The 18626-nt window shown below is 40.0% G+C and carries 23 protein-coding genes, 2 pseudogenes and 1 riboswitch; of the genes and pseudogenes, 18 read left to right on the forward strand and 7 right to left on the reverse strand.

Annotation, left to right across the window (positions count from 1 at the left end; all coding sequences use genetic code 11):
* Window positions 1-154 precede the first annotated feature (154 nt).
* The 4 genes from OTG27_RS18355 to OTG27_RS18370 all read left to right on the forward strand — a co-directional run bounded on the left by OTG27_RS18355 (window position 155) and on the right by OTG27_RS18370 (window position 4191).
* On the forward strand, window positions 155-1912 hold the full coding sequence (locus OTG27_RS18355; protein WP_268937688.1) for a sigma-54 interaction domain-containing protein: 1758 nt from the start codon (window positions 155-157) through the stop codon (window positions 1910-1912).
* Between the two features lie 99 nt (window positions 1913-2011).
* Window positions 2012-2152, forward strand: coding sequence for a hypothetical protein (locus OTG27_RS18360; protein WP_153246165.1), 141 nt, complete (start codon window positions 2012-2014; stop codon window positions 2150-2152).
* The gene (locus tag OTG27_RS18365) at window positions 2153-3754 is read left to right on the forward strand and encodes a sodium:solute symporter family protein (RefSeq protein ID WP_095393152.1); all 1602 of its coding nucleotides are present in this window, start codon (window positions 2153-2155) and stop codon (window positions 3752-3754) included. It abuts the gene before it with no gap.
* Window positions 3755-3987: 233 nt separating this feature from the next.
* Window positions 3988-4191 (forward strand): hypothetical protein, encoded by a 204-nt coding sequence (locus OTG27_RS18370; protein WP_063590236.1) that lies wholly within the window; start codon window positions 3988-3990, stop codon window positions 4189-4191.
* 50 nt (window positions 4192-4241) lie between these two features.
* Here the strand turns inward: OTG27_RS18370 and OTG27_RS18375 are convergent, their stop codons facing one another.
* Window positions 4242-4790 carry an SMI1/KNR4 family protein gene (locus OTG27_RS18375; RefSeq protein ID WP_268937689.1) on the reverse strand — a complete coding sequence of 183 codons (549 nt, stop codon included), beginning with the start codon at window positions 4788-4790 and terminating at the stop codon, window positions 4242-4244.
* A 543-nt stretch (window positions 4791-5333) separates the two neighbouring features.
* Window positions 5334-5828 carry a L,D-transpeptidase family protein gene (locus OTG27_RS18380; protein ID WP_268937743.1) on the reverse strand — a complete coding sequence of 165 codons (495 nt, stop codon included), beginning with the start codon at window positions 5826-5828 and terminating at the stop codon, window positions 5334-5336.
* Between the two features lie 197 nt (window positions 5829-6025).
* Between OTG27_RS18380 and OTG27_RS18385 the strand changes: the two genes are divergently transcribed.
* From OTG27_RS18385 to OTG27_RS18395, 3 genes are all read left to right on the forward strand, one after another.
* Window positions 6026-6364 (forward strand): hypothetical protein, encoded by a 339-nt coding sequence (locus OTG27_RS18385; RefSeq protein ID WP_034309801.1) that lies wholly within the window; start codon window positions 6026-6028, stop codon window positions 6362-6364.
* Between the two features lie 164 nt (window positions 6365-6528).
* Window positions 6529-7254 carry a ZIP family metal transporter gene (locus tag OTG27_RS18390; RefSeq protein ID WP_268937690.1) on the forward strand — a complete coding sequence of 242 codons (726 nt, stop codon included), beginning with the start codon at window positions 6529-6531 and terminating at the stop codon, window positions 7252-7254.
* A gap of 161 nt (window positions 7255-7415) precedes the next feature.
* Window positions 7416-7787 (forward strand): hypothetical protein, encoded by a 372-nt coding sequence (locus tag OTG27_RS18395; RefSeq protein WP_063575287.1) that lies wholly within the window; start codon window positions 7416-7418, stop codon window positions 7785-7787.
* 106 nt (window positions 7788-7893) lie between these two features.
* On the opposite strand, the gene OTG27_RS18400 is transcribed toward OTG27_RS18395, so the two are convergent.
* The 3 genes and pseudogenes from OTG27_RS18400 to OTG27_RS18410 form a co-directional block, all read right to left on the reverse strand.
* Entirely contained in the window at window positions 7894-8763 is an 870-nt protein-coding gene (locus OTG27_RS18400) for a 5'-methylthioadenosine/S-adenosylhomocysteine nucleosidase (protein WP_268937691.1), read from the reverse strand.
* 178 nt (window positions 8764-8941) lie between these two features.
* Window positions 8942-9045, reverse strand: a riboswitch (purine riboswitch).
* 372 nt (window positions 9046-9417) lie between these two features.
* Window positions 9418-9885, reverse strand: a complete 468-nt coding sequence (locus tag OTG27_RS18405; RefSeq protein ID WP_268937692.1) for a DUF7878 domain-containing protein — start codon at window positions 9883-9885, stop codon at window positions 9418-9420.
* Window positions 9886-10177: 292 nt separating this feature from the next.
* Window positions 10178-11101, reverse strand: a pseudogene (locus OTG27_RS18410) (NAD(P)-dependent alcohol dehydrogenase).
* 190 nt (window positions 11102-11291) lie between these two features.
* Between OTG27_RS18410 and OTG27_RS18415 the strand changes: the two are divergent.
* From OTG27_RS18415 to OTG27_RS18430, 4 genes are all read left to right on the forward strand, one after another.
* Window positions 11292-11861, forward strand: coding sequence for a dihydrofolate reductase family protein (locus OTG27_RS18415; protein WP_268937693.1), 570 nt, complete (start codon window positions 11292-11294; stop codon window positions 11859-11861).
* Between the two features lie 268 nt (window positions 11862-12129).
* A complete protein-coding gene (locus OTG27_RS18420; protein ID WP_268937694.1) occupies window positions 12130-12621 on the forward strand; it encodes a DUF6773 family protein in 492 nt (163 codons plus the stop codon).
* A 28-nt stretch (window positions 12622-12649) separates the two neighbouring features.
* Window positions 12650-12847: a helix-turn-helix transcriptional regulator gene (locus tag OTG27_RS18425; protein WP_034309784.1), complete on the forward strand. Its 198-nt coding sequence runs from the start codon at window positions 12650-12652 to the stop codon at window positions 12845-12847.
* Between the two features lie 108 nt (window positions 12848-12955).
* Window positions 12956-13210 (forward strand): sigma-G-dependent sporulation-specific acid-soluble spore protein CsgA, encoded by a 255-nt coding sequence (locus OTG27_RS18430; RefSeq protein ID WP_034309781.1) that lies wholly within the window; start codon window positions 12956-12958, stop codon window positions 13208-13210.
* Window positions 13211-13253: 43 nt separating this feature from the next.
* On the opposite strand, the gene OTG27_RS18435 is transcribed toward OTG27_RS18430, so the two are convergent.
* The gene (locus OTG27_RS18435) at window positions 13254-13913 is read right to left on the reverse strand and encodes a hypothetical protein (protein ID WP_034309777.1); all 660 of its coding nucleotides are present in this window, start codon (window positions 13911-13913) and stop codon (window positions 13254-13256) included.
* A gap of 146 nt (window positions 13914-14059) precedes the next feature.
* Window positions 14060-14923 (reverse strand): LysR family transcriptional regulator, encoded by an 864-nt coding sequence (locus OTG27_RS18440; RefSeq protein ID WP_268937695.1) that lies wholly within the window; start codon window positions 14921-14923, stop codon window positions 14060-14062.
* A gap of 129 nt (window positions 14924-15052) precedes the next feature.
* Here OTG27_RS18440 and OTG27_RS18445 point away from each other — a divergent pair, with 129 nt between their 5' ends.
* The 7 genes and pseudogenes from OTG27_RS18445 (at window position 15053) to OTG27_RS18475 (ending at window position 18614) form a co-directional block, all read left to right on the forward strand.
* Window positions 15053-15334, forward strand: coding sequence for a DUF2798 domain-containing protein (locus OTG27_RS18445; protein ID WP_268565924.1), 282 nt, complete (start codon window positions 15053-15055; stop codon window positions 15332-15334).
* Between the two features lie 145 nt (window positions 15335-15479).
* A complete protein-coding gene (locus tag OTG27_RS18450; RefSeq protein ID WP_053536156.1) occupies window positions 15480-15698 on the forward strand; it encodes a DUF1659 domain-containing protein in 219 nt (72 codons plus the stop codon).
* Between the two features lie 42 nt (window positions 15699-15740).
* Window positions 15741-15959, forward strand: a complete 219-nt coding sequence (locus tag OTG27_RS18455; RefSeq protein ID WP_268937696.1) for a DUF2922 domain-containing protein — start codon at window positions 15741-15743, stop codon at window positions 15957-15959.
* A gap of 40 nt (window positions 15960-15999) precedes the next feature.
* Window positions 16000-16155 (forward strand): YvrJ family protein, encoded by a 156-nt coding sequence (locus OTG27_RS18460; RefSeq protein WP_034309764.1) that lies wholly within the window; start codon window positions 16000-16002, stop codon window positions 16153-16155.
* A gap of 156 nt (window positions 16156-16311) precedes the next feature.
* Window positions 16312-16515 (forward strand): annotated as a pseudogene (locus OTG27_RS18465) (KGG domain-containing protein); the annotation flags it as partial.
* A gap of 170 nt (window positions 16516-16685) precedes the next feature.
* On the forward strand, window positions 16686-17132 hold the full coding sequence (gene gsiB, locus OTG27_RS18470) for a glucose starvation-inducible protein GsiB (protein WP_063575296.1): 447 nt from the start codon (window positions 16686-16688) through the stop codon (window positions 17130-17132).
* A gap of 135 nt (window positions 17133-17267) precedes the next feature.
* A complete protein-coding gene (locus OTG27_RS18475) occupies window positions 17268-18614 on the forward strand; it encodes a DUF3238 domain-containing protein (RefSeq protein ID WP_268937697.1) in 1347 nt (448 codons plus the stop codon).
* Window positions 18615-18626 lie beyond the last annotated feature (12 nt).

Raw genomic sequence — 18626 nt, forward strand, 5'->3', positions numbered from 1 at the left:
ACTGAACCTTTTTTGAAAAGTGGTGATTCATAAAAGGTTCAGCATTAGATTGGTTGATATATAGACATTCGTCGCTTATGAAAATGATACTTATTTCTTTTCGTATAAAAAAGTGTAACAAAATCGGTTCGAAATCAAAATATGGGGTGATGTGATGGAAGTAAAAAAGGAATCACTAATTGTATTTTCCGATATTTCTATTTTGGATGTGAAAGCATTATTGAAAATTAATTCCTCGCCTTTTATTGTCATGAAAAATCACTTGGAGATCCTCGGCATATTGGATGAAGGTTTCTTTTTGAAGAGATTGGATAGCGATGGCGATAATCAGGAAATCTCGGCTTATCTTAATACTTCGTTTGTCGTCGTTGATGATTTAGATAAGCTAAGTGAAGAGGATATAAGCACCTATGATTTTGTAATTCAACATGGCGATAACCAATATAGCTGCTATCCGATCTCTGAGGTCAGGGAAATGCTGCTTAAAAAGAAGATGAAGAGCTTACTAAGTCTAAATGAATCACTGCAGAAAGAGCTGGAGGTGAAAAGAAAGAAGGTAAAGGAGCTAACGCAAATCTTGGATTCCAGCTATGATGAAATTTTCGTGACGGATGCGAACGGAAACACGTTATTCGTGAGTGAGGCGTGCAAGAAGCTTACAGGGCTGCCGCCGGAGGCCTTTATTAATAAGAACATTAATGAGTTAGTTGAAAAGGGACTGATCGTCAATTCGGTTACATTAAAAACGATGAAAACGAAAGCGATCCATTCGGCGGAGCAAACCTATCCGCATGGATTGACGGTATTCAGCACAGCGAAGCCGATTTTTGATGAGGAGGGGAACTTATATAGAATCGTTTCGAATTCCAGGGATATCACGGAATTGGTTGAGATGAAGAATCAATTGAATAGAGTGAACTTTAGGAACCACCGGGCCCAGCATGAAAATTTGAGAACCGTTTCGTTCAATAACTTCATTACAAATTCGGATAAGATGATAAAGGTTTTGGAATTAGCTGAAAAAGTCGCTCCGATGGATTCTTCCATCTTTATTCATGGAGAAACCGGAGTCGGAAAAGGGGTTTTAGCAAGGGTAATTCACGATCTCAGCAGCAGAAAGGATAAAAATTTCATTCAAGTGAATTGTGGCGCGATTCCATCGGCTTTAATTGAGTCCGAGCTGTTTGGCTACGAAAGCGGTGCATTTACGGGAGCTAATAAGCATGGGAAAAAGGGGCTTGTTGAGAGTGCTGATGGCGGCACGTTGTTTCTTGATGAAATCGGGGAAATGCCGCTCGACATTCAAGTGAAAATCCTCCATTTGGTACAGGATCGAACATTCATGAAGGTGGGAGGAACGAAGGAGAAAAAGGTGAACATCCGCATCATCTCCGCCACGAATAAAGACTTGAAGCAAATGATCAAGAATAATCAGTTCCGCGAAGATCTATATTATCGGCTGCATGTCGTTCCAATGGAAATACCGCAGCTGCGTGAGCGGAAGGAAGATATCTTATTATTAACCGATTATTTTCTGAAGAAATTCAATGAAAAATACGGTCAATCCATCACAATTGATGATCATTCCAAGTTAATTCTGCAGCTGCAGGATTACCCGGGCAATGTTCGGGAGTTGGAAAATGTAATTGAACAAATCGTCGTGACGGCTAGAAAGCCTATCGTAACGATTGAGGATTTGCCTTCCGATTTAACCTACAAAGATACGGCACTGGTCAATTTAACAGGAATCATTCCCTTGAAAAAAGCGTTAGAGGAAACGGAAAAGCAATTATTGTCACAGGCCCTTTCCACCTATAAATCAACAAGAAAAATGGCCAAGGCCCTGGAGGTCAGCCAAACGACGATCATGCGCAAACTGGGCAAATACCAATTTAGCTATCAGGACGATTAATAATAAATTAACCTCTTTAAAATCTGAATATTCAAAAACTTGGTATGGATATTGCATATTTAATGATTGATATTTTTATTTTGATAAGGGGGTCAAGAAATGGGTGAGCTGATTTTCTCTTTAAGCTATGGAGGTTCCTTAATTGTCATGGGGTGGATCACGAAGGTTTTCCTAGTAAGAATGAAAAGAAATCAAGAAGAAATAAAGGCAAAAGATCCGATTGAAAAGGTGGGGATGTAATTGGCCTTTCTCCTTGGTATTATCATATCCTTTTGTGTATACGTCTCGATTGGTATCTTTTTATTCAGGAAAGTGAAAAGCTCAGAGGAGTACTATGTTTCTGGACGAAGCGGAAACACATTGATGATTACGGGTACGCTTGTGGCCTCTTTCCTAAGTACGGTATCTTTCATGGGAGAAGCGGGATTTTCCTATGAAGGGTATCCGATCCTGCTGCTTATCCTCGTTATTTTTAATGCAAGCGGCTATATATTCGGAGTGTTCCTGTTTGGCAGATATTTAAGAAGAAGCAAATCATTGACCGTTCCTGAATTTTTTGGTAACCGCTTTCATTCTAAGAAGGTAAGGCTGGCGGCTGCGATCACGACGATTCTTGGAATCGCTGCATACTTGGTTGCTGTTACTCAAGGGGCAGCCGTTTTATTGGCCGAGGTTTCTGGTGTTTCCTATCCAATGGCTCTGGTGATCATGTGGGTCGTGTATTCATCCTTCACCATTCTCTCAGGAGCGAAGGGGGTCATGGTCAATGATACGGTGATGTTCTTTTTATTCTCGATCGCAACGTATCTTAGTTTTCCTTATATCATCAAATCCGCAGGCGGGTTTCCTGATGCCGTTACGAAAGCGGCAAACCTGGCTGAACGACCTGATTTATTAAGCTGGCATGGCATTACCGGACCTGCCGCAACGATGGGCACTCCTTGGGAAGCATTGGCCTGGGCCGTCATCATGGGCTTGGTCTGGGGCATTGTCATTGCCGTGAGTCCATGGCAAAGCAGCCGATATTTAATGGCAAAAAATGAACACGTAGCCATCCGGGCCGGCGTTTGGGCAACGATATCCATTTTGACCGTTTATTTGTTTCTTCATATCAGCATATCGACAATCACCACCATTAAAGCGGATATCGCTCCGACGGAAAAGGTATTCATTTGGGCAGCGATGAATATTGTCCCGACATGGCTTGGAGTCATCATTGTCAGCGGCATCATGGCTGCGGCCTTATCATCCTGTTCGAGCTTCCTGCAGATTATAGGAAGCAGCATTACACGGGATATCATGGAACAATCGCGGAAAAAGGAATACACAGATCATCATCTATTACGGGCCAGCCGCATTTCCATGGTCGTGATCAGCTTGATCATCTTATTGATTGGATTGTTCCAGCCGCCTGCCGTCATGTGGATCGGCTACTTTGCGGCTACACTATTTGCGGCATCATGGGGACCGATTGCCATATCAAGCGTATTTTCAAAGAAGGTAACGAAGGAAGGCGCATTCTGGAGCATCGTATTCGGCTTCGTTGGCGTGATACTCGGAGAAAGTCTCGGCATGTTCGGAATCAGCCTACCCGTTTACCTCAATCCTGTCATCATTGGTTTAATCTTAAGCATAGGCGCACTTATCATTGGCTCCAAGTATGGAACGATTACCATCGAAGAAAGGGAATTTCATGCAAATATCCTTCAAACCCCGATTGAAATAGACGAGCAAAAAGAAATGAACATCACCCGCAGATACCCTGCCTATTTAATGATCAGCGGCGTCATGATCATCATGGTTACACTGGTGTTTTATTATTGGCCGATCAATATGAATTGAATGAGATGGCAGGGGGGAATCCCCTGTCATTTTTTTCTGAAAACTATCACTATGACTATTTTCAATCGCCTCATGAGTAAAAACCAAATGATTTGTTTATGTCAGTCTTTCAACTAAATTAATATTGTGTTGAAAGAGTAGATTTCAATATTTATCTCCCTTTTATCAAACGAGACACAAAAGTAATATATTTCCATGTTATACTTTGAGTAAACAAATAAGGAGCTGCATACATGATTAGAATATATGCTTTCATTTTAATTTTACTTGCTGGCTTAATGGTAATTGGTTGTTCTTCTCAATCGAATGTAAAGGCATCTAAAGGAAAGACATCTAAAGAAGAATCTGAACTAAAAGATCCCGCAGACTCTTTTATCTACGAAACAAACAAAACTGAACATAAACAAACAGTGATACTTGAATTCGAGTCGAAATAATATTAAAAAGAGCGACTGCAGTTAATTAGCAATCGCTCCTTATTATTTATTTACCTGGTCTCATAGTAGTTTTCAGCAGTGTATATAGGCCAACTCCAAAACGCCTCACCTTGCGAAATAATGTAACGGTCTAAGAAGATTTCAAAATTAAGGTTTAGAGATGATAAATCTGTAAACTCCATAATGTTAAGGTAATTTGGATCTCCACCCTTTAATTTATCCGTATCTAATATTAGATAACAATCCTCTAATAGATGTGCAATAGGAATCCCGTGTTCACTTAGATATTCAATCTCTTGATATTCTTTTATTTTGTCTAAACTAAATATCTCAAGACCATCACCTAGTTTATCACCGTCTTCATCGATAGACTCATATATTCTAGCTCCATTATGGAGTGTTAAGAAGGCCTTATAGTCTTCAGGAAGTTTGATGCTATTTTCATTTACAAACTTTTCTATTTCAGATGCAACAGCTTCGGAATTAAAAGAACAAGTTATCTCTCTAACTTCTCCTTCGTAAGATATTATTTTCATTTGGTCATTGGTATTCAACAATTTTTTAAGTCCGGATAGGGTGTTTTGTATAAAATTACTCAATTCACTAATCCCCTCCATTATTAATTAATATGAAGCCCGCCAGAGTTACTGTTTGTTGATGGAGTCATCTTGGCAATAGAAATAAATTAGACATCGAGTTTGTTCCGCCATATTTTATTGGCAATTCATGATGATCATTTCGATGTGGAACATGCTTTATTGAAATAGAAATCAAAAGTAAAATTATTCAATGGTTTCAGCAGTTGTTTTTCCTTCAGTTGGAGCGTATTTATAGAATGTCATTCCCGCTGACCCAAGAAGAATGGTGGCTACTAGAACACCAGTAACCCACATGAGAGGATTTTCTTTTTCATATTTTTCAATCCTTAGATGCTATCGTTTCATTGCTCTTACCTACTTAATTATTAATAATATCATGCAAAATTTAATTGTAAAATAATTACTTTTTAGGGAGCGGTTTTTTTAAAATCAAAACAAAAAGGAACAGCCGACGTCAGGCTGTCCTCTTCAGTCTCCACATTATCTTCATGATACGTACCTACCAACCTTTGATAAAAAACCTCCAGAGTTATTAATCATCCATTAAGGATGAATCGTAACCGGCGTCCCGATTGGAACAATCCTTGATAATTCCTCCACGTCCCGATTATGCATGCGAATACAGCCTTTTGAGACGGCTTTACCGATCGAGCTGGGGTCATTCGTTCCATGAATGCCATAGTGTTCTTTTGATAAACTCATCCACATCGTACCGAATGGGCCTCCGGGGTTGGGGGCTTTATTAATGAGGATGAATTTTCCTACCGGTGTACCGAACAGCATTCTTCCAACGGCGATCGGGTATTGCTTTTGCAATACTCCATTTTTTAGCAGCCTTAGCTTACGATTGTTAACGGACACATCGATCTGAAATGGAATGGTATCAGGAGGGGGAAAACCAGGGATCATAATGGGTTGGCCAGGATAAATGACATTAGGGTTTATTGTCGGGTTAGCATTGATGATTGCCGATAGCGGTTTCCGGTAGTCCCTGGATATCTGTGTCAGTGTTTCACCTGGTTTAACTGTATGAATCAGTCTGAACACCTCCATAGGTTTAGTGGTCATGTTCCATTCTATGTGATTTTTCAAAAGTGTTTCATAACTCGCTGTTATCTGTTTTTAATAAAACTTATATGTAAAGTAACTAAGCCGAAAAGAAACCGAAATGTTCTTTTGATAAAATAAGTTTTTAGCGAGATGGATTTTTTGTTAGTTGAAGAGGGGGAATAAGGGTGGAGGAACATGTGAAAAAGGCTTTAATCGAATGGAATGAAGAAATCAGTGATGTATTAAATGGGATAGAAAAAGAGTATGAAGAAGTTAAGCGTGACCTTCAGGTTTATTCCTATAAATTCAATATCACCAAGCAAGTTGTGCAATCCACTATAAATGATGAAATAATTCGAAACATCCGCGAGCTCTATCATAAACCTTTTGAACAAAAATTGAACGAATTGAAAGAGTCGATAAAAGAGCTGGAAGAAAAGAGAAAGGTTTTTCAAATGTTTGTCGATAAAATCGAAAAGGTTAGTGAAAGAGAAGAAGGAAAACCGCAAATATCAGTCATATAAGGCAGCGAAGGGAAGGATACTCATAAGTACTCTACTATTCTATACCCAAAAACTAGGCAGCGAATATACCTGCTTTTTTTTGCTGGAATAGCAAAAAGCGTCCCTTGTTTACCCCAACATTAACCCGGGTACACTATCCTATAAAAAGGAAATGGGGGAATTCTATGTGGAATGCGGTCTTTTGGGGAGGGGTATCAGGTTCTGCCGTCCTGCTTGGCGCACTTGCCGCCATCCTCATCCCGATAAAGAAAAACATCATTGGCTATATTATGGCCTTTGGTACGGGTGTATTGATTGGTGCCGCGGCATATGAGCTGCTTGCTGATTCGGTGAGTGATGGAGGAATCTGGGCGACGGGTATCGGATTCATAGCAGGGGCCGCCGTGTTTACTGCCTTGGATTTTCTTATTTCCAAAAAAGGTGCGGATAAAAGGAAACGGTCCAATAATAGCTCTTCGAAGGAAGCGGGCATAGCCATTTTCATCGGGACGGTGATGGATGCCATACCGGAGTCGATCATGATTGGCGCAAGCTTGATAAGTGGCGGCTCGGTAAGCTGGCTATTGGTCATTGCCATCTTCATCAGTAATATTCCAGAGGGGCTCTCAAGTACGACAGGTCTGCTAAAAAGTGATTACTCCAAGAAGAAAATCATGCTGCTGTGGTTTTCCGTCCTGATCATTTCGGCACTTTCCTCGATGTCCGGCTATCTATTCCTCGATCATGCCCCGGACTATGTCCTGGCAGCGATGGCAGCCTTTGCGGGAGGGGGAATCATCGCCATGATCGCCTCAACGATGATGCCTGAAGCATATGAAGACGGAGGGCCGATCACGGGCATATTCACCGCTGCGGGCCTGCTTATCTCTTTAGTTCTGGATTCGATGTAAGATTGTCCCCTTGGAAGGAAGGGGGGCAATTTTTTTTGTGAATTCTATCATAGAAGGAAATGTACAAGGAATCTATCTCGAAAAAGAATTGTTGGTGTTAAAATATCATTTCAAATCATACACTCTTCATATAGATTTTAGACATTGAGGAGCTGTTGGAAATGAACTTCGAGATGCAAATAGCGAATATGTTAGCTGATAATTTAAATGGTTTCATTACATTCGTCCGGGAAAATCATGAAAATGAAAATAATTGCTTTTGTTTAAATAAAGATAAATTGTATCAATTGAAGCTTCTTGTTGAGGAGTTTAAGTTTCAAGTATTGGCCGATGAACTTAAACGGATCAACCGGTTTACCTGGGATGAAAACTATACGCACTTATTAGTTGATAGATTCAGAAAAGGGATGGCAATCATTGAAGAGTACGTTGAAAATAACTACAGCGATTTATTCATTTTCACCGCTAGACTTTACACGTTGAATAGCCTCAGCTTAACCTTTTGCAAGGAGGAAGAATCAATAGTCAGCTAATTAGGGCCCGCGAAAAAAAGAAGAGCACATATTATGTGCTCTTCTTTTTTTCATTATAGGGATAGTTGACCAAAAGATTCTAATTCTATATGCTCCGAGCCCGATCTTATTTGCTTGGCATCGAAGAGATATATTTTTTGACCACTTCATACACATATTCTTGATTGGCTGCTGCTGTATTAGGGTTATATTTACCGCCATTCACTTTATTATTGGATAGCACTCGTATACCTAGGAAGGGCACATCATAAGCTTTGGCGATTTGTGCTGCCGAAGCTCCTTCCATTTCTTCAACAGATGTACCATATTTCGTATGGAACCACTTAATTCGATCCACTTCATTATTCCAAACGTCTGCAGAACCGATAGTACCATCGACAACCTTACCTTTTGTGTAAGTATCTTTAACTGCATGAGCAGCTGCGAGTAAATCCTTATCTCCCTCGTAGAAGCGTGGTTTTTCAGCATTAGGATCTTCTCCTGCACTTCCTTCAGAAGCCATTAGGTCCATTGGTTTCCAAACGGTTGGATCGATTCCTTCGTTTTCAGGTTTATCGGCCGTTTTTAATGAACCTAGGTTTACCGTTCTTTTTCCTAAAACAATATCAAAAACGTTTAAGCTTGGATCATGTCCGCCTGATGTCCCTTGATTGATGATGGCAATAGGGTTATATCTTTCAATGGCCAATGCTGTAGCGGCAGCCGTATTTTCCATCCCTTTACCTGTTTTTGCCACGATTACAGGATAATTGTCTAAAGTTCCTATGTAAAATACAAAATCCCCTGATTTTTCTTCTTTAACATTTTCTAGCCTTTTAGCGAAATTTTCAGCTTCGATCGGCATTGGACCTTGAATCATGATCGGCCTTTGAGTCTTTTTCTCGACCGTTTCATTTTTGGAAGTGGAACTGCAAGCTGCAATCACCGACACGAAAAGTAAAGTAATGATTCCTAATAGAGTGTACTTTTTTAACATGTTTTTTCTCTCCTTAAAAACAAATTATCCAATTGTTTGAAACACTCGCAGTTGTGGTCAAAGAAAAAGGTCCAGAACGGCAGAATGAATGCTGCCTTCTAGACCTACGATAGTCAAAGTATAGATAATCAAGCAAAAATGAAGCGATTGCTAAATCATTAGCTGCTCAAAAAGCGGGCGGCCGAATACTTTAACTCGTAGTCTAGTTCTTTAACTGGGAACCAGGTAGAAACGCTCAGACCATATTTCCGAGCATATACGAGTAATGATATGTATGATTATTACTTTGCTAATATAACAAACAAATGCTAGATAATCAATGAGAAAGTGAACATTAAAATATAAATATAATTTAATGTTCGTGTTTAAGGGGGCTAATTCGATAATAACGTTGATTTCCACTCCAGGCACTCGCTTTCCGCGGGCGGTCGTGGAGCCTCCTCGGCTTGCGCCTGCGGGGTCTCCCCTAGACGCGCTTTTCCCGCAGGAGTCTCGCGCCTTCCGTTCCAATCAACTGGAGAGTTTTTCAAATAAAAAAATATAGTCAAACTGACTATTCCTCTAGTTTGACTATAGTCTGGAGAGGGGGGAATGGCCTCATTCCGAACCATATAGGGGTGAGGCCAAAAAGCTTCTAATTCTTTATTAAAATAGTTAACCTTTTAAAGGTACTTTCCCTATGAAAGTATTCATTTGAATATCATAATGATTTTCAATATCCCTCCCAAGCCTGTTTGTAAGTTGGGTTAGCTTTTGTACTATATAGCTTAATTCAAAAACATTGTATAATTTATTCACTTCCCAAATGGATGCTAGTCTTGCGCTATTTCCAAAGGGAAGTAAAGAAATTATTGCTTCATCTTCATCAAATTCCAAAGAATAATATTTGAATTCTTGTACGTCTCTACCTTTTTTATTTGTTTGTACCCATTTTAGTAAATAGAGATAAAATTCTAACAATGCAATATCCGCTTGGAAATATATATCATTATTTATTTTAATTGTAAGAATCCCCTCAACCCTTAATGCAACGGCAGGAGAATGCCTTAAATCAAAGGGAATAGAGTCTTTATCAGTTGTAAACTCATATTCAAATTTTACGCTATTGGATAACTTGTCCATATTTCACCATCATCCTATCACCTTTTTATTTTTACATGGAAGCTAAGGTTATGCTTACCATGCTATATTAAAACAATTAAAAATAAAAGAGATTTATAGTTAAAAATACCTAGATAGTGTTAATTCATATTTGTGATTATATGCTAAAACTCCTACGGGAAAATCCATAGGAGTATGAGGTTGGGATTCGGTCATTAGAATTATTGGAGCCATTCTCTAAAAGGAGAAAGATTCCAGAAGCTGAAACATGGGTGACAAAAGTACGCAAAAAGCGGCGGTATGCAAAGTGCTGTCAGGGTTTATCATCAACCAAAGTTATCACGACATTTCCTTTTTTATGTCCTAGCTCTACGTATTTATGAGCTTCGGGAATCTGTTCCAGCGGGTAGCGTTTATCAATGACCGATTTTAATTCTCCAGTTTCGATTAGCTCTTTGAGAAATAGTAAGTCTTCCGTAAGTACCTTTGCTATTCCTTGCCCTTAGACGGTCACATATCGCCCGTTCGGGGTCAGTGCTTTCTTGCAATCGGCTTTCGAACTTTTCCCGACTGCATCAAAGATGATATCATATTGCTCTTGTCTTTCCGAAAAATCCTCTTCCATATAATCAATTACTTTATCGGCTCCCAATGATTTCACCAATTCAAAATTTGCGGTACTGCATACTCCGGTAACTTCTGTTCCAAAGTATTTGGCCAGCTGCACCGCGGAAGTGCCCACCGAACCGGATGCGCCATAGACGAGGACTTTTTGTCCGTCCTGGATATTGGCTTTTCTGAAAAAATGCAGAGCTGTCGTTCCGCCAAAAGAAACGGCGGCAGCTTCTTCATAGGTCATATTGGCAGGCTTCATTGCGATAGGGCCGTCTTCAGGTAAGCATGTGTATTCGGCATGGGCCCCGAAATTCATTCCAGTCATGGCAAAAATCTGGTCGCCTTTTTTGAATTTTGTCACATTCCTCCCCGTGTCTTCTATCTCCCCGGACAACTCCACTCCGAGTATCGGTTTTCGCGGTTTTCTAAGGCCCAGGAAGATTCGCATCGGCAGCCATAATAAGAACGGGCTATTGAAACTTCGGACTCTTACGTCCCCAGAAGCCACTGTTGCCGCGTGAACCTTTACCAGTATTTCGTTATCCTTTGGGGTTGGCTTTACTACCTCTTTGAGTTCCAGTACATCGGGTGAACCGTATTTCGTGCATACCATTGCTTTCATCGCGAGTCTCCTTAGTTTTTGATACAATCTTTTAATACTATGATAGAAGCTGTAATATAAAACTACATGTAAGAGAAACGGAAAAAACTTTAGAATGAATGCTTAAAAGCAGCAGGTATTTGTCCAGTATCGGTCAGGGGCAGTAACGCTGATCAACAAGGGGAATTCTATAAAAGAAGGAGATTAAAGTATGGCCATTAACGAAAGACCAAGAAGAATTATTTTAGATTTAGCAGTTACATTAGATGGATTTATTGAAGGGCCGAAAGGAGAAATCGACTGGTGCATTATGGATTCTGAAATGGGGTTCATTGATTTCTTGAATCAAATTGATACTATTTTTTATGGGAGAAAAAGCTATGATTTATGGGGGCAATATACTCCAGAAAATGAGGTATCCGATACTGAAAAAGAATTGTGGAATATCGTTCATGGAAAAGAAAAATTCATGTTTTCCAAAACGAAAAAAAGCACGGATAATAACGTAACAATCATAAATGAAGATATTGTTGAAGAAGTAAATAAAATAAAGAATATGCCTGGTAAAGACATCTGGCTTTATGGAGGGTCAAGTCTTATTACATCTTTTATAAAATTTGGGCTGGTTGATGAATTCAGATTATCTGTTCACCCTGTTATTTTAGGGGAAGGAAAACCTTTGTTTATTGACATAAAGGAGAGATTGAACCTAACACTGGTTAATACAAAAAGCTTTTCCTCTGGAGTTGTCCAACTTTGCTATCATCTTAATGAAGAGTAATTTTTAAGCATGATGAATAATTCACGAGTAAAACGTTGAAATTCACTAGTAAAACCCAAAAACTCACGAGTAAATGCTTAGAGTTCACGAGTAAATCCCCAAAACTTACGAGTAAAGCCATAAATAGGTATCCATACTTGATGTGTGGGTCCCTTTTTTTATACATAATGCAATTTATAAATTATAGAATGTAATATATATGTTGCAAAAAGTAAAATGAATCATATAATAAGGGGAAGAGATGGAATTAAATGGAGGTCGATTAAAGATGAATCTATTTAAACGAACGAAAAAGATCACGGATGAGCGGATTGAGAATGTAAGAAATAAAATTTATAAAGAAATGTACTATGTCATTTTGGTCATTTGCCTGGCAAGTGCACTTTTCAAATTATATAAATATGGTGCAGGCAGCGGGGAGTTATATCCGGAATTCGCGATCCTTGTTGGAGGGGGGCTGTATTACTTAGCTCGTTCGATTTTCTTAGGTGTATTCTGGGATGAGGTGGAGATGCATGACCGCAACAGCAAAACACCGATGAGCAAGAAGACGGTTCTTGGAGCGGTTGCTTTAGCACTTATCATCGCTATATTCATGGGCGTGAATAGTGCTGTATCCTATGCCGATGGCAGTTCCCAGGGCGTATGGTATTTTATATTGGTATCGTTTGTATCCGTTATGATCTATTTGCCGATTTTACTTCTGTTTTTTGGCGGTATATACTTGCTGGCGAAGAAAATCGGAATGAAAAATAGCTAAGATAATAAGAATTAGTAGGTGCTGTCCCTTGAAAAATATAAAACTGAAGCTTGCGAGAGTAGAAAAGGACTTGTCACAAGAAGAACTGGCCAAGATTGTCGGCGTATCCAGGCAAACGATAGGATTGATTGAATCCGGAAAGTATAATCCCTCATTAAGTTTATGTGTCGGAATTTGTAAAGCATTATCCCGTACATTGGATGATTTGTTTTGGGAGGAAGACTAATTGGGTATCCATTGACTTGGATATCTTTTTTTTCAGGAATTTATCATCAAAAAATGGGGGAAGGTATAGCATGTAAGCAAAAATCTAACATTCGAGAGGGATGGTTTGATGGATCGTACGATTGGTTACTTACGTGAGATATTGTCTAACTATACGGACCAATATCCTGAGGCGCAGGAAATATATAATAAAATCAAAAGCGGACACTTTCATTCGGAAGAAGAACTCGTCAATAAGCTATCCGGTAAAGAGGCCAGTCTCCTTAACCATATTCTTCCTCAGGAAATCAAGCATGCAAAGGAAGCGAGTGATTCGGAACGGGTCACGCAATTATCAGAGGTATATGAACTGATCATTATATGATGAAACCTTGTCCATGATGATCATGGACAAGGTTTTGTTGGTTTTATTCCATTTCACTAAGTGAATCCATATGACTGGCTATCATGGCGATGATCGTGCTTGCTTCTTCCTTGCTAAAAATGAAATTCGTTTCATCCTTTATCAGGTCATCATCCGCTGTCCGAATCCGATTGATCCGTTTCAGCACACCATCACCCGTCTCCTGAACGATACCGAACTGGTAGGTGACCTCCACTTCATTATCCTGAATATAGGCAGTCACTTCAGGCGTTTCCCAATCTACATCGATTTCGTATATATCGGAATTTTCGCCGTCAGGATCATACAAATCATCATTATCATCATCCATATCCATTTCATATGCATAATCGTAATCATCATCATCCTCATCTTCTTCCAAATAGTTATGGAAGCTCTCATGGACAGCATCGATGATATCTTCAATATCCGAAAGAATGACCTTGCTGATCTGCCCTAAATCCGGATCGAACGATTCCATATAAAATTCTTCATTATACGGATCAAAAAACAGCGAGGAAAAATAATCCCGCTCATCGTCTTCCAGCTCTGTATAAAACTCGATGCGTGGATGCTTAGACCCGCGCTCCACGATCATACTGCCATTGCGATCGTATTTCTCACAAATTGATTTAAGATGATCCTGCAATTCCCCGCTTACTCTGTCAAACCATTCTAATGACATCAACATCCACTTCCTTTCGAGATTATTATTTCCCAGAAAAGCCGAACATGACATGCCATTTAAAGGCAGCTGCAATTTAACTTCGTATCAGGAATGTCGGTTATAAAAAATGAATATAAAGGGAAAATAAGATAAAAGCAAAAACGTTAGATTTCCCTATACCTTTCAATGATGAAGTCAATAAAATACCTGCTGGCGATTGGCAATACCCTTTTATCCTTATACGCCAAAGTAATGGTTCGGATAATAGAAGGAGAGATGCTTTTCGTTACAATATTATAGGGACATTTATGTAAGAGCAGTTTCGGTAAAATCGAAATGCCAAGCCCTTGTTCAATCATGGACATAATCGCATAAGGATCATATACCCGGTATTGTGTATCAGGTTCAAAATCGAACTGTTTAAAAATCATTAATGGTTCATGTATCACTCCCTCATCCAACAGAATATAAGGATCTTTTAGCAATTCCTCCAAGGAGACTTCTGTGGATGATGTTAAAGGATGATCTACTGGCATCACAGCCACCATCTCATCTTCTTGCAAGGGAATCGTGGTTAAATCCGAAACATTTGAATTCACAAAGCCAAAGTCTACGCTGCCTTCTTTAATCCAGTTTGAGATTTCCGTATAATTTCCTTGATGTAATTCGAAATGTACAGTTGGATAAAGTTCCTTAAAATCCTTGATCAATCCTGGTATCCAATGACATGTAACACTGGAAAAGGTGCCAATTCGAATAAGGCCGCTTTGCAGTCCCTCCATCTCTTTATGCTTTTCAGTCAGTTCCCTATGTGAATTGCAAATCTTCCTGATATATGGCAAAAATTCCTCGCCATCTGGTGTCAGTGTAATACCCTTTCGAGAACGTAAGATAAGAGTGGTGGAAAGCTCTTCCTCTAATGAATGGACCATCTGGCTAATGGCGGACTGCGTATAGCCAAGTTCTTCAGCCGCTTTTGTAAAACTGCCTGTTTCTATGGTTTTGATAAAAGCATAATACGAATTCAACCGATCTGACCCCTTTGCATTAGTAATTCTAATAGAACTATTATAAAGATTGGTTTTACTAATGTAAATGGAAGAAATAAAATATAGTTGGAATCTAAAATTAAATCATGGAGTTGAAGCAGAAAAATAATGGAGATTAACGTTAAATACAGAAATATTATTTATGCATGTTTAATGGCTTTTTGTATGTCCTTTTTTATTTCATTCATATTAGTCTCAATAAATAGGGGGTATGATGATCAATTCTTATCTGCATGGTTAAAAACTTGGTCACAGGCTTTTATTTGTGCTTTCTTTGGAGCTTACTTCTTTCCGAGAGTCATACAACAAATAATGAGAAGAATTAATTTTGTAGAAAAACCGCTCATGATTGAGAAGAATTTATTAGTGAGAGAAGAAGACAATGGATGATGCCAGTAGATAATTAAAAGGATTTCCTGATTTTAGTGCTGCCCAAATGATGGGGAGCCTTTTTTGCGTTTACCTGCAAATTTTCAAGATCATGCTACTTTCATCCTGTAAAAGTTTATATAGAGTGTGAAAGGGGGTGAGTGGCATGGCAAAGCAGATTCCAGTTTCAAGTACGTTGCGAATCGATTTTGAGACGGGGTTAAATGAAAAAGGGGCTCTCGTTTTCAAGCGGAGGACCTTTTCGAACATCAAGGTCGAGGCTACGGCGGATCAGTTGTTTTCGACGGCTGTTGCAATCACAAGTGTGCAGAATTATCCAATGGGTGAAGTAACCAGGGTCGATATGTATTCATTGATTGGCTAAACAGTATTGGAAAGATACCGGAAGCGGGGGAGGTGATTGGAAATGGCTAAAGTACTGGAATTGATTTTCGTTACGGAGGAAGGAAAGTCAGCGACGATTTCCGTTGATAATCCGAAGGAGCCGGTCGAAGCGAATACGGTTAAACTGGCAATGGAAAAAATCATTTTGGGGAACGTGTTCGTTACATCTTCAGGGGATTTCGTCGATTTGAAAGCGGCACGCCTTGTCGAGCGGAATGTCGAGGAAGTGGAACTCATCTAAGAACGGGTCTTGTTGTCACCCTGGAAGAGAGGTGGAAAAAGTGGATCAAATCCTGCCGTTTGTCAGTGATATTGGGTTCCCGATCATTGTTACCCTTTATTTGCTTCATAGGATTGAAACGAAATTGGATACTTTGAATGAAACCCTTGTGGAGCTGCCAGAACGCCTGCGAGAAGGAATTCCGAAGTCAGGTTAAGGATAAGCGGGGAGCCTCGTGGGTGATATCATCCATGAGGCTTTTCCTTTTAAAATGGAAAAGTTTTAATAGATTCTAGTTTTATATCAAAACTATCGGGTATACATAAAACTGTAGCTAGTTCATCAAAAATCCAAATAATAAGGAGGAGTTTTAATGGCTAACAACAATGAAAAAATGAGCAGGGAAGAAGCTGGCCGCAAAGGCGGGGAAGCTACAGCAAAAAATCATGATAAGGAATTTTTCCAAGAGATTGGTCAAAAAGGCGGAGAGGCCACTTCCGAAAATCATGATAAGGAATTCTATCAGGAAATCGGCAAAAAAGGCGGAGAGGCTAGAGCCGATCAACGTGATTCCGATGATTGAAAAATGAGCAGGAAAAAGCAGGACTTAATGGCGGGAAAAAAAAGCCGCCGCTAAAAAAAACGATCTGAAGTTTATAGCTAAATCTAGTTTTATGGCTGTTCAAGCGGGTACATGACATATGTAGCTAGTACATGGAAAATCCAAATAATAAGGAGGAATTTTTAATGGCTAACAACAATGAGAAAATGAGTCGTGAAGAAGCAGGACGTAAAGGTGGAGAAACAACAGCGAAAAATCATGATAAGGAATTCTATCAAGAGATTGGCCAAAAAGGCGGAGAGGCCACTTCCGAAAATCATGATAAGGAATTCTATCAAGAGATTGGCCAAAAAGGCGGAGAAGCAACCTCCGAAAATCATGATAAGGAATTCTATCAAGAGATTGGCCAAAAAGGCGGAGAAGCCACTTCCGAAAATCATGATAAGGAATTCTATCAAGAGATTGGTAAAAAAGGCGGAGAAGCCACTTCCGAAAGTCATGGCAAGGAATTCTATCAGGAAATCGGCGAAAAAGGCGGAGAGGCACGGGGCAATCAACGTGATGATTCCGATGATGGAAAAATGAGCCGTGAAGAAGCAGGACGCAAAGGCGGGGAAAAAAGCCGCCGTTAAAATATAATCCAGTGAAACTTATAAATGACCGAGGGAGTAAACATTCCCTCGGTTTTTTTATGCCATCACAGCACATCGCAAAGTGTGCTCAGGGATTAAAGTGGGTAAAGAATAACACCTAGAAAAGAAGAGGTGATGAAGAAGTTGATTGCCCATTATTCATTTCCCCGTTTAAAAGTAGGCGGAGTTACATTCACTGCACGGCATTCATTGCTTGCTCTTGGTCTTGCGGGAATTGCTTATCTGGTTTCCAATAAGAGGAAGCATCAAGCGGTATTCAAAACGGCTTCATTGATGTGCAAAATTGAACGGAAAGAAGATTCGATAAAGCTTATTTGGCCTGATGAAGGTGGTTACTATCGGGTATTCAGGGGGCGAGAGCTGATTTACAGCGGCTCGGAGCCGAAGATGGCAGATCGGGGTCTGGCTCCAGGAACCATCTATACGTACACGATAGATAGCTTGAATGAAAAAGGACAGGCAGTGAACAGGATGAAAATACAGACATCAACGACCGCCGAAAATAAAAAAGAGGATAATATCCTTTTGGATTTGGTATTCACCACAATTGTCGCAAAAGGCCAAGCCAGCCTGGAATGGGAGCCTATCAAGGGAATAAAAGAATATACGATTTATCGAAACGGCGTGGATATTGGGAAAGTGAGCGGATGTTCCTTCAATGATCGGAGTATTAGTGAAGATCAGGAATACACATATACCATTAAAGCGAAGCGGCCCCTTCCGCGCTCGGAGCAGGAGTCCTTTGCCGTGAAATCCCTTGTAGCTAGTATTGTCGGAACCGTAAAAAAAGGTTCATCCCAAGCAAAGGCGGCGATCGAGGAAATAACGAATACTAAAAAAGTAGGACCTGTAAAACAGCTTTTGCAGTCAGTTGAAAACGATGTGGATGGTAAAAGGAAAAGAAATTGGCAGCTGCGCTATTCCACTTTTTTACCGGAAGAGTGGCTGAAAAACCCCAATCTGGCCTCAAAGGTTCCCTATTTTAAAGGAGACAACCGCGGGTTTGATCCTGAATCATCCCGTTTCCGGACTAGGGTCGATGTGTTCATTCACGAAAAGGAAAGGGAAGCCGAGATTGAATTTTCCAAAGAGGTCGGGAAAAGTGAGGCTTACAACCATGATGGGGATTTCCTTGAGGAGGGAGTGGCCTCGGATGAAGGTGTTATAGTGAAGCGCGTAGTATCCAATCATGAGAAAACGACAATCCAGCTGACACACTCTGTAGGCAATCCGATCATCATTTCACCTGCCGTGGATTATAAAGTGATCGGGACCTTTTACCGAAATGGTGAAATCAATATCGCCGGCTATCATGATCAGGCCCCGCATCACGAAGTCTACCTTAAGGAGGCAGACGACCAAAACTGGGAACCGCTGCACCTAGCGGAAAACAAAGGGCTCGAAATGATGGCGCACCCTACGGCCAATCATTTATGGAGATACTCCACATTCACACAATGAAAAGGACGAAAA

It is taken from the genome of Peribacillus sp. AS_2 (genome assembly GCF_026891895.1).
Taxonomy (GTDB): domain Bacteria; phylum Bacillota; class Bacilli; order Bacillales; family DSM-1321; genus Peribacillus; species Peribacillus frigoritolerans.